At 68.2% G+C, this 12,799-nt stretch carries 13 protein-coding genes and 1 riboswitch; of the genes, 8 read left to right on the top strand and 5 right to left on the bottom strand.

The features are described 5' to 3' along the window. Window positions 1-64: 64 nt before the first annotated feature. Window positions 65-1,390, top strand: a complete 1,326-nt coding sequence (locus tag AS031_RS03190) for a glutamyl-tRNA reductase (RefSeq protein ID WP_058266657.1) — start codon at window positions 65-67, stop codon at window positions 1,388-1,390. Window positions 1,391-1,463: 73 nt separating this feature from the next. Here AS031_RS03190 and moeB read toward each other — a convergent pair whose 3' ends face one another. Beyond that, window positions 1,464-2,663: a molybdopterin-synthase adenylyltransferase MoeB gene (gene moeB, locus AS031_RS03185; RefSeq protein ID WP_058266656.1), complete on the bottom strand. Its 1,200-nt coding sequence runs from the start codon at window positions 2,661-2,663 to the stop codon at window positions 1,464-1,466. Window positions 2,664-2,747: 84 nt separating this feature from the next. Between moeB and AS031_RS03180 the strand changes: the two genes are divergently transcribed. The 3 genes from AS031_RS03180 to AS031_RS03170 are packed head-to-tail and all read left to right on the top strand — an operon-like array spanning window position 2,748 to window position 4,037. Further along, on the top strand, window positions 2,748-3,413 hold the full coding sequence (locus AS031_RS03180; RefSeq protein ID WP_058266655.1) for a TetR/AcrR family transcriptional regulator: 666 nt from the start codon (window positions 2,748-2,750) through the stop codon (window positions 3,411-3,413). A 48-nt stretch (window positions 3,414-3,461) separates the two neighbouring features. Continuing rightward, on the top strand, window positions 3,462-3,686 hold the full coding sequence (locus tag AS031_RS03175) for a DUF3107 domain-containing protein (protein WP_058266963.1): 225 nt from the start codon (window positions 3,462-3,464) through the stop codon (window positions 3,684-3,686). Window positions 3,687-3,734: 48 nt separating this feature from the next. After that, window positions 3,735-4,037: a hypothetical protein gene (locus tag AS031_RS03170; RefSeq protein WP_058266654.1), complete on the top strand. Its 303-nt coding sequence runs from the start codon at window positions 3,735-3,737 to the stop codon at window positions 4,035-4,037. 110 nt (window positions 4,038-4,147) lie between these two features. Here the strand turns inward: AS031_RS03170 and AS031_RS03165 are convergent, their stop codons facing one another. From AS031_RS03165 to thiO, 3 genes are all read right to left on the bottom strand, one after another. After that, the gene (locus tag AS031_RS03165) at window positions 4,148-4,948 is read right to left on the bottom strand and encodes a thiazole synthase (protein WP_058266653.1); all 801 of its coding nucleotides are present in this window, start codon (window positions 4,946-4,948) and stop codon (window positions 4,148-4,150) included. A gap of 3 nt (window positions 4,949-4,951) precedes the next feature. Further along, window positions 4,952-5,188 (bottom strand): sulfur carrier protein ThiS, encoded by a 237-nt coding sequence (gene thiS / locus AS031_RS03160; protein WP_058266652.1) that lies wholly within the window; start codon window positions 5,186-5,188, stop codon window positions 4,952-4,954. After that, window positions 5,185-6,477: a glycine oxidase ThiO gene (gene thiO / locus AS031_RS03155; RefSeq protein WP_058266651.1), complete on the bottom strand. Its 1,293-nt coding sequence runs from the start codon at window positions 6,475-6,477 to the stop codon at window positions 5,185-5,187. The genes thiS and thiO overlap by 4 nt, the downstream gene beginning before the upstream one ends. Then, a riboswitch (TPP riboswitch) is annotated at window positions 6,471-6,589 on the bottom strand. Its footprint overlaps the gene before it by 7 nt. A 27-nt stretch (window positions 6,590-6,616) precedes the next feature. Here thiO and thiE point away from each other — a divergent pair. From thiE to AS031_RS03135, 4 genes are all read left to right on the top strand, one after another. Next, a complete protein-coding gene (thiE, locus tag AS031_RS03150) occupies window positions 6,617-7,339 on the top strand; it encodes a thiamine phosphate synthase (RefSeq protein ID WP_058266650.1) in 723 nt (240 codons plus the stop codon). A 120-nt stretch (window positions 7,340-7,459) separates the two neighbouring features. Further along, entirely contained in the window at window positions 7,460-8,995 is a 1,536-nt protein-coding gene (locus tag AS031_RS03145; RefSeq protein ID WP_058266649.1) for an RNB domain-containing ribonuclease, read from the top strand. Between the two features lie 298 nt (window positions 8,996-9,293). Then, on the top strand, window positions 9,294-10,967 hold the full coding sequence (locus tag AS031_RS03140) for a DEAD/DEAH box helicase (protein ID WP_058266648.1): 1,674 nt from the start codon (window positions 9,294-9,296) through the stop codon (window positions 10,965-10,967). Window positions 10,968-10,977: 10 nt separating this feature from the next. Further along, on the top strand, window positions 10,978-11,850 hold the full coding sequence (locus AS031_RS03135) for a DNA-methyltransferase (RefSeq protein WP_058266647.1): 873 nt from the start codon (window positions 10,978-10,980) through the stop codon (window positions 11,848-11,850). A gap of 65 nt (window positions 11,851-11,915) precedes the next feature. Here the strand turns inward: AS031_RS03135 and AS031_RS03130 are convergent, their stop codons facing one another. After that, complete coding sequence (locus tag AS031_RS03130) at window positions 11,916-12,764, bottom strand: PHP domain-containing protein (RefSeq protein WP_058266646.1); 849 nt, start codon at window positions 12,762-12,764, stop codon at window positions 11,916-11,918. Window positions 12,765-12,799: the final 35 nt, after the last annotated feature.

The following is a 12,799-nucleotide window of genomic DNA, read 5'->3' as shown; positions in this document are numbered from 1 at the left end:
CCGGAGCCGCTCCTGCACAACCTGTTGTTCTACCGAGCTGCGAAAAAGCTATGATGGGTCTGCTGTGGTTCTTTTTTCATTGGTGGCTACACACGCCGACATCGACCTCGAAACCGTTGCTCAGTTGAGCAACGGTTCTTCCGGGATTGCCGCATCCGTGCTGTCCGGCTCACCCGCCGTGTCCGGCGCCGTGGTGCTGGCAACGTGCAACAGGTACGAAATTTACGGCGAGGCGCCGAACACGGACGACGTCGAAGCCGCCCGCGCGGCGCTCGTGGCACAGATCAGCGAGCAGAGCGGCCTCGCCGAGCCCTTGGTTTCCCGCTCCTTCAGCACCCGCACCGGGCCCGAAGTGACCCGGCACCTGTTTGCCGTCAGCGCCGGACTGGATTCCGCCGTCGTCGGCGAACGCGAAATCGCGGGCCAGGTGCGCCGCGCCCTCATCACGGCCCAGCATGAAGGCACGGCCAGCGCCGGGCTGGTGAGGCTCTTCCAGGCCGCCTCCAAGACGGCCAAGGACGTTGGCGCGCAGACCGCACTTGGTTCACGCGGCCTGTCCATCGTGTCTGTTGCCCTGGACCTTGCCACCGACCTGTCCGAGAACCCGGACTGGTCCACCAAGAAGGTCGTGGTGTTCGGAACCGGAGCCTACGCCGGCGCCACCATGGCGCTGCTGCGCGAACGCGGCTGCACCGATATCTCTGTTTTCTCCTCCTCCGGCCGCGCCGAAGGCTTCGTCGCCACCCGCGGCGGCACCGCGCTGGATGCCGAATCGCTCCGCCCCGCCGTGGCGGCCGCCGACGTCATGATCGGCTGCAGCGGCTCGGATACCCGTGTTGAGGCGGACGAGCTGGCCCAGGTCCGCGCCGGTTCCACCCAGCCGCTGATCGCCATCGACCTTGCCCTGACCCACGACTTCGATCCCGCTGTGGGTGAGCTGGAAGGCGTGGAGCTGCTGACCCTCGAGTCCGTGCGCCTCGCGGCCCCGCAGGAGCAGGCGGAGTCCCTGGCCCAGGCCAGCGGCATCGTCCAGGGAGCTGCCAAGGCTTTCGAGCAGGAACGTGAAGCCCGGTCCGTCGACTCGGCCATCGTTGCCCTGCGGCGCCACACCATGAACGTCCTGGACGCGGAGATGGAAAAGGTCCGCGCCCGCCACGGCTGCACGGCCGCGGCCGAGGAAGTGGAGTTCGCCCTGCGCCGCATGGTCAAGCAGCTGCTGCACGTCCCCACCGTCCGGGCCCGCGAACTCGCAGCCAACGGCCAGCAGGACGACTACGTGGCAGCCCTGGAAGCGCTCTACGGCATCACCGTCGAGCAGCCCGGCACCTCGGCCCCGGCCGCCGCCCAGGCGGAATGCCCGGTGGACCACCAGGGCCTCGAAAGCGCCTGACCCCACCCACTTGCCCTATCGGATATGGCTCCTAAACCTGTGGTTTAGGAGCCATATCTGATAGGGCATCGTGTCAGTAGACGGGTTTGTGCGGCTCCACCTCGCGCACCCAGGAGAGGATGCCGCCGTCGAGGTGGCTCACGCGCCGGTAGCCGGCCTTCTGCGCAGCGGCGAGGACATTCGCTGACCGGGTCCCGGCTTTGCAGAGGAACACGATGTCGCGGTCCTGGGGAATATCGCCCCAGGCGTCGCCGGACAGGATCCTTCCCTGCGGGATCAGGACAGCGCCGTCGATCCTGACGATGTCGAACTCCCCCGGTTCGCGGACGTCCACCAGGTCGAAGTCCTTCAGGCCGGCCTTGCGGGATGCCAGCATGGTTGCCAGCTGGGTGGCGGTGACCGTGTGTTCGGTATCGGCCTGCGGCTGGGGTTCGATGCCGCAGAATGCCTCGTAGTCCGTCAGTTCCGTGATGGGCGCTCCCGCGGGGTCTTTCGCGACGCGGATCTCCCGCCAGCTGCCGCCCAGCGCGTCGAACAGGGCCACGCGCCCCAGGAGGGAACGCCCGACGCCGGTAATGAGCTTGACTGCCTCGGTCACCATGAGCGAGCCGACGGCGGCGCACAGCATGCCGAACACCCCGCCTTCACCGCAGGACGGGACGGATCCCGCCGGGGGCGCCTCCGGGTAGAGGTCGCGGTAGGTGGGGCCGTGCTTTTCCCAGAAGACGCTGACCTGGCCGTCGAAACGGAAGATTGAGCCCCAGACATAGGGTTTGCCCAGGATGGCTGCGGCGTCGTTGACCAGGTACCGGGTGGCGAAGTTGTCTGCCCCGTCAAGGATGAGGTCGTAGCCGGAAAACAGTTCCAGCGCGTTCGACGCATCGAGCCGGACCTGGTGGAGCCGGACGTCCACGAGCGGGTTCAGGGCGGCAATGGCGTCCCGGGCGGACTCGATCTTGGGCCGGCCCACGTCCGCCACGCCGTGGATTACCTGCCGCTGCAGGTTGCTGACGTCCACGGCGTCGTCGTCGATGATTCCCAGGGTGCCCACCCCGGCGGCAGCCAGGTACAGCAGCGCGGGCGAGCCGAGGCCGCCGGCGCCGATGACCAGGACCTTGGCGTTCTTGAGCCGCCGCTGCCCCAGGGCCCTGATTTCCGGAATGATGAGGTGCCGGGAATACCGTTCAACCTCTTCGGGGGTCAGCTCCCCTGCGGGTTCCACCAACGGATCAAGGGAAACTGCTGAAACATTTGCGGTCAACGACGAAGCCATACTTCAATGTATGCCCCGGGGTACCGCCGGGTCATATTACCCCGCAGTAAAGTAGGGGTAACTGCAACGGAAAGAAGGCCAACAGTGGTCCATGAAGCACGGGCTGACCGCCCGTCGGCAGCCGAACCGGACGCCTCACCGCGCCCCGCAGGCCAACGGTCCGCCCGCCTGCCCCGCGACGAGCGGCGGGCACAGCTTCTTTCCGCTGCCCAGGAAGTCTTCGTGGCCAACGGCTACCACGGCGCCGCCATGGACGAGATCGCCGAGACCGCCCATGTCAGCAAGCCGGTCCTCTACCAGCACTTCCCGTCCAAGCGCGAACTGTACCTCGCCCTCCTGGAGAGCCACCTCGCGGCGCTAACCGAGCTGATGCTGGGCGCCCTGAACTCCACCACGGACAACAAGGAGCGCGTCCAGGCGGTCATGCGGGCCTACTTCCGGTTCATTGCCAGTGACGACCAGGCGCACCGGCTGGTGTTTGAATCGGACCTCATCAACGACCCCGATGTCAGTTCCCGCCTGGAAACCTTCAACCGGACCTTCGCCGACGCCATCGCCCGGGTGATCGCCGGCGACACCAAACTGCCCCACCTTGAGGCCGAACTGCTGGGGCGCGGCCTGGCCGGAATGGCCCAGGTCAGCGCACGGTACTGGCTGGAAACGGACGGCAACCTGGACCTCGATGTGGCCAGCGACCTTATCTACCGTTTAGCTTGGCGCGGAATCTCTCGCTTCCCCAAAGAGACCTAGACTACAAATAAACCATCAACTGTGAACCTGACCGGCTGGGAGGCCCCTGTGGAAATTAAGATCGGCGTGCAGAACGTTGGCCGCGAGATCGTGCTGGAATCGAACCAGGACGCGGAGACCGTAGCCAAGGTTGTGGGCGAAGCCATCAACGCCGGCAGCGAGCTGCGCCTGACCGACGAGAAGGGCCGGCTGATCATTGTTCCCGGCAACGCGCTCGGCTACGTCGAAATCGGTGCCGAAGAAGTCCGCCGCGTAGGCTTCGGCCAGTTCTAGGGCCCTGGCCCCGAACAGGCGCCTGCCGTCACCGTCCCAAGGAGAACGATGCTTTCCCTGACAATAGTGGTGCTGGTTGCCGTCGCGGCGGGCTTCATAGTCTGGGCGAATGACAAGCGGCACGCCAAGTACGGCGCCGGGCTGCCCGCGGGAGTCGCCGTCGGCGTCGCAGCGCTGAGCTGGATCATCCTCATGGCCGCCGGATTCGGCTACCTTCCGGGGACGACGTGGCTTCCGTGGGTGCTGCCCATGGTGCTTGGCACCGCCGCAGCCATCGGCGCCGTGCTGTACCTGGGACGCACGCGTGCTGCCCGGGACACCCACCGGCTGACGGCCATCCTGAGGCGCTGAGACCCGCACACTGATGCGGAAACGGCTGTGGCCGCCGCCCCTTGGGGGTGGCGGCCACAGCCGTATCCGGGTTCCGCTGCCGTCCTGGAGCGCGGCAGCGGACGGCCTGTTTAGAGAAACTCGGCCCGTCCCTCCATCGCGGAGGACGCCAATGCATGCTCGCGCCGCGGGATCCTCCCGGCTTGCCTGGCCATCCGGCCCGCCAGGACAGCGTGTTTGAAGGCTTCCCCCATCAATGCCGGATTCTGCGCCCGGGTGACGGCGGTGGCCAGCAGCACCGCGTCGCAGCCCAGCTCCATGGCAAGCGCCGCATCCGATGCCGTTCCAATCCCGGCGTCCAGCACCACGGGAACGCCCGCCCGCGACACGATCAGCTCGATGTTGTGCGGGTTGAGGATGCCCAGCCCGGTGCCGATGGGGGCTCCCAGCGGCATGACGGCGGTGGCGCCGAGGTTTTCCAGCCGGAGCGCCAGGACGGGGTCGTCATTGGTGTAGGCGAAGACCTTGAATCCGCGGTTGACCAGCTGTTCCGTGGCCTCCACGAGTTCCACCGCATCCGGCAGCAGTGTGTGCTCGTCGGCAATGACTTCCAGCTTCACCCAGTCGGTCTCCAGCGCTTCGCGGGCCAGCTCGGCGGTGAGGACGGCATCCCTGGCGGTAAAGCAGCCGGCGGTGTTGGGCAGCACCCGGATTCCGTGGTCCACCAACAGCTGGAACAGGGAGCCGGTCTCGGCAGGGGAATAGCGCCGCATGGCCACGGTGGTCAGGGATGTCCCCGAGGCGACGAGCGCCGCACCAAGTCCGTCCAGGCTTGGCGCTCCGCCTGTCCCCATAATGAGCCGCGATTCCAGCGCAACGCCGTCAATCACCAGGGTATCCGCACCGGTCAGGGGCATGGTGGTTCCGGTCATGGGTCAGCCTCCCTGGACTGCCGTGACGAGTTCGACGTCGTCGCCATCGTTGAGGACCGTGGCGTGCCACTGGCTTCGGGGCACCACCTGCGCGTTGTGCGCCACGGCGACGCCGAGCCTGCCTCCGTCCGTTGCCTGGCCGTCGGCCGACAGGGGCCGGCCGGTGACCTGGCTGACCAGGGCCGTGAGGGACGCGCCTGCTGCGACGGTGTGCGCGGCCCCGTTCAGTGTGATGTTCATGCTGTCTCCTTGAGGGTGGAACTGGTGTCCGGCGCGGAGCCGGAGAAGCGGTCGGGCAGGAACGGTTCCCAGACGCGGTCCGGCGTTCCGTCCATCAGGCTGCAGCAGATCGCCGCCGCAGCAGGTGTCAGGAGCACACCGTGGCGGAAGAACCCGGTAGCAACGATCAGGCCCGGAACGTGTCCCCCGCGGGCCACGCCCACCCGGCCCAGCAGCGGAGCGTTATCCGGTGTGGCCGGCCGCGCCCGCGCCGTGCATTCGAGCAGTTCAAGCTCCGCGACGGCGGGCAGCAGCACCTGGGCGTCCCGCAACAGCTGGTAGACGCCACCGGCGGACACGCCCCCGCCGGCCGATGACGCGGCACCGTCCCCGGCCGCCAGCGAGTCCTCCCGCTGGGTGGCTCCGATGACCACGGTCCCGTCGTCCCGCGGGACGATATAGACCGGAACGCCACGCACCAGCCCCCGCACGGTCGACGTCAGCAGCGGGCGCAGGTGCCGGGGAACGGCCAGCCGCAGGATGTCGCCGTGCACGGGACGCAGGGGCAGCCGCAGGCCGGCGGGCAGGTTGTCCAGGGCCGGCGCCGCCATGCCGCTGGCCAGCACGGTCTCGGCGGCCCGCACGGAGCCGCCACCGGCGAGCCGGACGCCCGTCACGGCACCGCCGGTCCATTCGAGTGCCGTCCCTTTGTCCGCCAGCGCAAATCCGTCCTCGGCGCCTTCCACTCCCCCGTCCTCCCCGGCGCGGGCCGCCAGGGCGGACCGGAAGCATGCGATGAGCCGCCGCGGGTCCACCTGGTGGTCGGCGGGTGTGTCCAGGGCGCAGGCAATGCCCGGGCTGAGCAGCGGTTCCCGGAGGCGCGCCTCCCGGACAGTCAGCGGTTCCACCGTCAGTCCGTGTGCCTGCTGAACCTCCCGCAGGTCCATGAGCGCCCGGCGGTCCGCGGCATCGGCTCCCACGGCAAGGGTCGCCGTCGTCAGGTATCCGGGGCCGGCACCGGCAGCTGCGGCAAGGTCGGCGGCGAACTGCGGCCAGCGCCGGGAGGCTTCGAGCATCAGCCCGAGGAGGTCTTCCTCCTGGTAGTGCAGTTCGCTCACGGGGGCCAGCATGCCGGCCGCCGCCCAGCTGGCGCCGGAGCCGGGTGCGTCGTCGACCAGGACCACGGAACGGCCGGAGCGCCTGGCTTCCCACGCGATGCCGTGGCCGATCACGCCGCCGCCGATGACGGCCACATCGGCTGTGAGGGTGGTGCGGGCGCTGCCGGCCGGACGGCTTACAGGGATGCCCATGGTGTCTCCTTCCCTACGCCGGTATTAACCGGATCAGGTCAAGCGGTCGGCTCTGACGCCCTCTCAGCCCGGCGCTTTGTGACAGCTGCCGCGGGCTCCCGCAGTACGAGGCCAGTGTAGAGGAACTAGGCTTGCAGCCATGAATGTGTCCCACCCCCCTGCCTCCGCCGCAGCACCCGGCGCCGATGCCTTTACCACCGCCCCGGGAAACGGCGCCCTCCGGTCGGCCCGCCTCTACCTCTGCACCGATGCCCGCAGCGGGCGGGGTGACTTCGCGGAATTCGTCGATGCCGCGTACGCGGGCGGCGTGGACATCATCCAGCTCCGCGACAAGTCCATTGAGGCTGCGGAGGAGCTGGACCTGCTGGCGGTCCTGAAGGAAACCGCGCAGCGCCACGGACGGTTGTGGGCAGTGAACGACAGGGCAGACATCGCCGTACTCTCCGGCGCGCCGGTGTTCCACGTGGGCCAGAAGGACCTGCCGCTGGCGGCGGCGCGGACGCTGCTGAACGGCAATGCTGCCATCGGCCTGTCCAGCCACAGTCCGGATCAGGTGGATGCCGCCCTCGCAGCAGCCGCCGGCCCCGGGGCGCTCGACTATTTCTGCGTCGGCCCGCTCTGGGCCACTCCCACGAAACCGGGCCGCGCCGCCGTCGGCCTCGACCTGGTGAAATATGCCGCCGCCAACGCCGGCGCCGACATGCCCTGGTTCGCCATCGGCGGCATCGACCACTCCAATGTCGGCCAGGTGGTGGAAGCCGGCGCGTCGAGGATCGTGGTGGTCCGCGCCATCACCGAGGCCGCCGATCCTGCGGCCGCGGCCGATGCGCTGCGGACCGCCCTGGGCGCGGCCAGGTCCTGAACAGCAAGGGCCTGAACAGCAAGGTCCTGAACAGCCGGGTCGTGGAGCCGGCGGTCGGGCTCTTCCGCCACTGCGCCGGTTCGCTGCCTAATCCGTGTTCTTGGGGTTAGGCTGATTTTCGTGTCACATCATCGGCTGGCTCCCAACGTCCATGAGCACACCAATGCCTTGGAAGAGGCACTCGGTGCGCTGCGGACCGAGCTGGAACTTCCGGGACCGTACCCGGAGGAGGCGGTCAGCGACGCTGAGTCCGCGGTGGCCCGCCTGCGGCTGCCGGACTACGACCTCACGGCAGTGGAGTTTGTCACCATTGATCCGGCGTCCTCCACGGACCTGGACCAGGCCCTTTTCATCGAAGCGGACGACGGCGGCGGCTACCACGTGTTGTACGCCATCGCCGATGTTCCGGCGTTCGTCAGGCCCGGCGGCCCACTGGATGCCGAGACCAGGCACCGGGGCCAGACGTTCTACGCACCGGACGGGCGCATTCCGTTGCATCCCGAAGTCATCAGTGAGGGCGCGGGAAGCCTGCTGCCGGAGCAGGAGTGCCCTGCCTTCGTCTGGGATTTCCGGCTGGACGCGGCAGCAGAGGTCACTTCCGTGGGGGTCCGCCGGGCCCGGATCCGCAGCCGCGCCAAGCTCAGCTACAAAGGCGCGCAGGCGGACCTCGACGCCGGGACCGCCCTGCCGGTGCTGCGGCTCCTGAAGGAGGTGGGCCTCAAGCGCGTTGGGCTGGAACGGGCCCGTAACGGTGCCAGCCTGAACATGCCGGACCAGGAGATCGTCCAGCTGCCCGACGGCGGGTACCGGATCGCTGCGGCGCCGCAGCTTCCTGTGGAGGACTGGAACGCCCAGATTTCCCTGATGACCGGTATGGCGGCGGCCGGGATGATGCTCGACGCCCGGGTGGGCATCCTGCGCACCATGCCGGCTCCGGACGAGCGGTCCCTGCACCACTTCCGCCTGCAGACCGAGGCGCTGGGAAAGCCCTGGGACGGCGAAGTGGGGTACGGCGAATACCTGCGCACCCTCGATCCCACCGATCCCCGCCAGTTGGCCATCATGCACTCGGCCGGGATGCTCTTCCGCGGAGCCGCCTACACCGCCTTCGACGGCAGTGTTCCCGAGGACGCCGTGCAGTCCGCCATCGGCGCCGCCTACGCCCATACCACCGCCCCGCTCCGGCGCCTCGTGGACCGGTTCGTACTGGTGACCTGCGAGGCCTTGAGCAATGGCAGGCCCGTTCCGGGCTGGGTCCGTGAAGCCCTCCCCTCGCTTCCCGAGATCATGGCCGGCTCCGACCAGCTGGCATCCCGAATGGAGCGTATGGCACTGGATACCGTGGAAGCTGCCCTCCTGGTGAACCACGTCGGCCAGGAGTTCGACGCGATCGTCATTTCGGGTTCCAAACCGCAGAAGGACAACGGGAACGGCGGCAACGGAAACAGCGCCAACGGCGGTTCCAGGAACGGAAACGGCAGGAACGGAAACGGGAAGAACGGCAACGGCAACGGCGGCTCCGGGATTATCCAGATCGCCGAGCCCGCTGTGACCGCACGATGTGCCGGCGAACTGGAGTCCGGCACCAAGGTCCGGGTCCGCCTGCTCTCGTCAGACATTGCGGCGAGGGAAGTCCATTTCGAGCTGGTGTCCTGAGCCGGCCGGAGGGCGGACACAGCCCCGCGGTGGCGCCAAATCAGGGAAACCGGGGCAATGCCGCTAGACTGGAGGGGTAGAAATGGATGCCCGGTCGTTGATTTCCTTGATTTGAAACCAACAAGCCCGCCCCTACGCGATCTTGAGAATTGCCCGCTGGTCGCCAGTGCCAGCGTTAGATAGCCCGCGATCGGCTTCCACTGGAATTGCTTGTGCGCTCCGTTCGCGCTCCGGACCGGCCCCCGGCAGGTCCGTTGAGCACGCTGCGCCATTGCCCAAATGAATAAGGAAACTCCACGTGAGTGAATTGCATACCCACCAGCTTCTGACGGACACGTCCGGCACCGAGACCATCGAGCCCGAAGAGACCATCATCTCGGACGAGACACCGCACGAGATCGCGGAAAAGTCCTTCGCTGACTTCAACGTCCGTCCCGACATCGTCGAATCCCTCGCGGAAGCCGGCATCACGCACCCCTTCCCCATCCAGGCCATGACCCTGCCGGTGGCACTGACGGGGCACGACATCATCGGCCAGGCCAAGACCGGCACCGGCAAGACCCTCGGCTTCGGCATTCCGGCGCTGCAGCGCGTCGTCGGCCAGGACGATCCCGGCTACGACAAGCTCGCTGTTCCGGGCGCCCCCCAGGCGCTGGTCATCGTCCCCACCCGCGAACTGGCCGTGCAGGTGGCCAACGACCTGCAGACCGCGTCGCGGAAGCGGAACGCCCGCATCGCCACCATCTACGGCGGCCGTGCCTACGAGCCGCAGGTGGAAGCGCTCAAGAACGGCGTGGAGGTTGTGGTGGGCACCCCCGGCCGCCTGATCGACCTGTACCGGCAGAAGCACCTGAGCCTGAAGAACGTCCGCATCGTGGTGCTGGACGAGGCTGACGAAATGCTGGACCTTGGCTTCCTGCCCGACGTCGAAACCATCATTGCCGGCACCCCGGCCGTCCGCCAGACCCTGCTGTTCTCCGCCACCATGCCCGGCCCGGTCATCGCCATGGCGCGCCGGTACATGACCCAGCCCACCCACATCCGTGCGGCTGACCCCGAGGATGAGGGCCTCACCAAGCGCGACATCCGCCAGCTGATCTACCGCGCCCACAGCATGGACAAGACCGAGGTGGTGGCCCGCATCCTGCAGGCCCGTGGACGCGGCCGCACCATCATCTTCACCAAGACCAAGCGCACCGCAGCGAAGGTCGCCGAGGAACTCGTGGACCGCGGCTTCGCTGCCGCCGCCATCCACGGCGACCTGGGCCAGGGGGCGCGCGAGCAGGCCCTGCGGGCCTTCCGCAACAACAAGGTCGACGTCCTGGTGGCCACCGACGTGGCGGCCCGCGGCATTGACGTCGAGGACGTCACGCACGTCATCAACTACCAGTGCGTTGAAGACGAAAAGATTTACCTCCACCGCGTGGGCCGCACCGGCCGCGCAGGGAACAAGGGCACCGCCGTGACCTTCGTGGACTGGGATGACGTGCCCCGCTGGGCCCTGATCAACAAGGCCCTGGGCCTGGACGTTCCGGAACCCGTCGAAACCTACTCCTCCTCGCCGCACCTCTACACCGACCTGGACATTCCCGAGGGCACCAAGGGCCGGCTGCCGCGCAACAAGCGCACCCTGGCCGGCGTTGACGCCGAGGTCCTGGAGGACCTGGGCGAAACCGGCAAGAAGAACAGCCGTGGCGGCCGTGAACGTGACGGACGCGGCAGGACGCGTTCGGGTGGCCGCGAGGGCAGCCGTGAAGGCCGAGGCGCCGAGGCCGGCCGCTCCGGTGAGCGCCGCCGTCGGACTTCCTCCGGCGCCGCGGAGTCCCCGGCAGCAGGCACGGAAACCGCTCCCGGCACTGAGGCGGAGAAGCCAACGCGCGCCCGCCGCACCCGGACCCGCACCCGTCGCCGCAACGGCGAGGTGGTGGCAGGGGCCGACAAGGGCACGCAGTCCGGCACCGCCGAGGGCTGACCTGCCGCAGATGACTGACACTGTTTGGGCGCCGGACGGCAGCAACCTGGTGGTGCACGCGGACAACGCGGAATACCTCCCCACGCTGCCGGACGGCGCCTTCACACTGATTTATGTGGACCCGCCCTTCAACACGGGCCGGCCGCAGCTGCGCCAGGAAACCAGGATGGTGGCCAACGCCGGCGGCAGCGGGGACCGGGTGGGTTTCAAGGGCCGCTCCTACGACACCATCAAGGGTGCGCTGCACCGCTACGACGACGCCTTCAGCGACTACTGGTCCTTCCTGGAGCCGCGCCTGGTGGAGGCGTGGCGGCTGCTGGCCGACGACGGCACGCTCTACCTGCACCTGGACTACCGCGAGGTGCACTACGCCAAGGTGATGCTGGACGCCATCTTTGGCCGTGAGTGCTTCCTCAACGAGATCATCTGGGCCTACGACTACGGCGCCCGCGCCAGGAACCGCTGGCCCACGAAGCACGACAACATCCTCGTCTACGTCAAGAACCCGGCCAAGTACCACTTCGACAACGCCGAGGTGGACCGGGAACCCTACATGGCGCCCGGACTGGTGACCCCGGCCAAGCGGGAACTGGGCAAGCTGCCCACGGATGTCTGGTGGCACACCATCGTTTCGCCCACGGGCAAGGAGAAAACCGGCTACCCCACGCAGAAGCCGGAAGGCCTGGTCCGCCGCGTGGTGGCAGCTTCGAGCCGACCCGGCGACTGGTGCCTGGACTTCTTTGCCGGCTCAGGCACCCTTGGCGCGGTGGCCGCGAAGCTGGGCCGGAAGTTCGTCTGCGTGGACCAGAACCAGCCGGCCATCGACATCATGCTCAAGCGCCTGGGTGCGCACGCCACCCTGGCGTCCCACCAGCCCAACTAGGTCGCACGAACTGCCGTTTTGACCTTCCAAAACGGCACTTGACGCTACCTGCTTGGGGGGGAAGGTCAGGGGCGGACGACGGCGGTCCCGGTCCCCAGGTCCTCGATCCGCGCCAGCACCTCCGGTGCGGTCAGGTTCTCGCCCAGCAGGTTCGGTTTGCCGGTGCCGTGGTAGTCCGAGGAGCCGGTGACCAGCAGCCCGTTGTCCGCAGCAAGCCGGCGGAGGAAGTCGCGTCCCTCCTCCGGATTGTCCCGGTGCTCGATCTCCAGTCCGGCCAACCCGGCGTCGATCATGTCACGGTAGGTGCGCTCCCCCACGATCCGGCCCCGCGACGACGCCACAGGATGGGCGAAGACCGGAACGCCGCCGGCCGCCCGGATAAGTTCGACGGCGACAGCCGGGTGGGGTGCGTAGTGCGGAATGAAGTACCGCGACCGGGACGTCAGGATGGAGGCGAACGCCTCTGAACGGTCCTCCACGACGCCTGCCGCCACCAGCGCGTCGGCAATATGGGGGCGGCCCAGCGTGGCCCCGGGGGCAACGTGGTGGATGACGTCGTCCCAAGTCAGGGGGTAATCCTCGGCCAGGAGGGTGACCATCCGCTCTGCCCGGGTCTGGCGGGCCTGCTTGGCCTTGGTGATTTCCTCCAGCAGCCCAGGGTGCGCGGGATCGTGCAGGTAGCTGAGCAGGTGCACGCTGATGCCCTCGGAGGTCCGGCAGGACACCTCCATGCCGGGTACCAGCGCCACCCCGGTCCGTCCGGCCGCGGCCGAGGCCTCCGCCCACCCGTCCGTGGAGTCGTGGTCAGTCAGTGCCACCACGTCAAGGTGTGCGCGGGCGGCCGAGGCCATGACGTCGGCGGGTTTCTCCGTGCCGTCGGAGACATTGGAGTGGGCGTGCAAATCGATCCTCACCTGTACAGACTAGTTGACCCTGCCCCTCCGGGACC

Origin of the sequence: Pseudarthrobacter enclensis, from assembly GCF_001457025.1 — a bacterium.
GTDB classification, from domain to species: Bacteria; Actinomycetota; Actinomycetes; order Actinomycetales; family Micrococcaceae; genus Arthrobacter; species Arthrobacter enclensis.
The sequence above is the reverse complement of the archived record's forward strand: the minus strand, read 5'-3'. Positions and strand labels throughout refer to the sequence as shown.

Excerpts from the sequence above, each read along its gene's own strand:
- moeB (WP_058266656.1), bottom strand. The coding sequence starts at position 2,663 with ATGGCTTCGTCGTTGACCGCAAATGTTTCAGCAGTTTCCCTTGATCCG.
- AS031_RS03170 (WP_058266654.1), top strand. The coding sequence starts at position 3,735 with ATGCTTTCCCTGACAATAGTGGTGCTGGTTGCCGTCGCGGCGGGCTTC.
- AS031_RS03165 (WP_058266653.1), bottom strand. The coding sequence starts at position 4,948 with ATGACCGGAACCACCATGCCCCTGACCGGTGCGGATACCCTGGTGATT.
- thiS (WP_058266652.1), bottom strand. The coding sequence starts at position 5,188 with ATGAACATCACACTGAACGGGGCCGCGCACACCGTCGCAGCAGGCGCG.
- thiO (WP_058266651.1), bottom strand. The coding sequence starts at position 6,477 with ATGGGCATCCCTGTAAGCCGTCCGGCCGGCAGCGCCCGCACCACCCTC.
- thiE (WP_058266650.1), top strand. The coding sequence starts at position 6,617 with ATGAATGTGTCCCACCCCCCTGCCTCCGCCGCAGCACCCGGCGCCGAT.
- AS031_RS03135 (WP_058266647.1), top strand. The coding sequence starts at position 10,978 with ATGACTGACACTGTTTGGGCGCCGGACGGCAGCAACCTGGTGGTGCAC.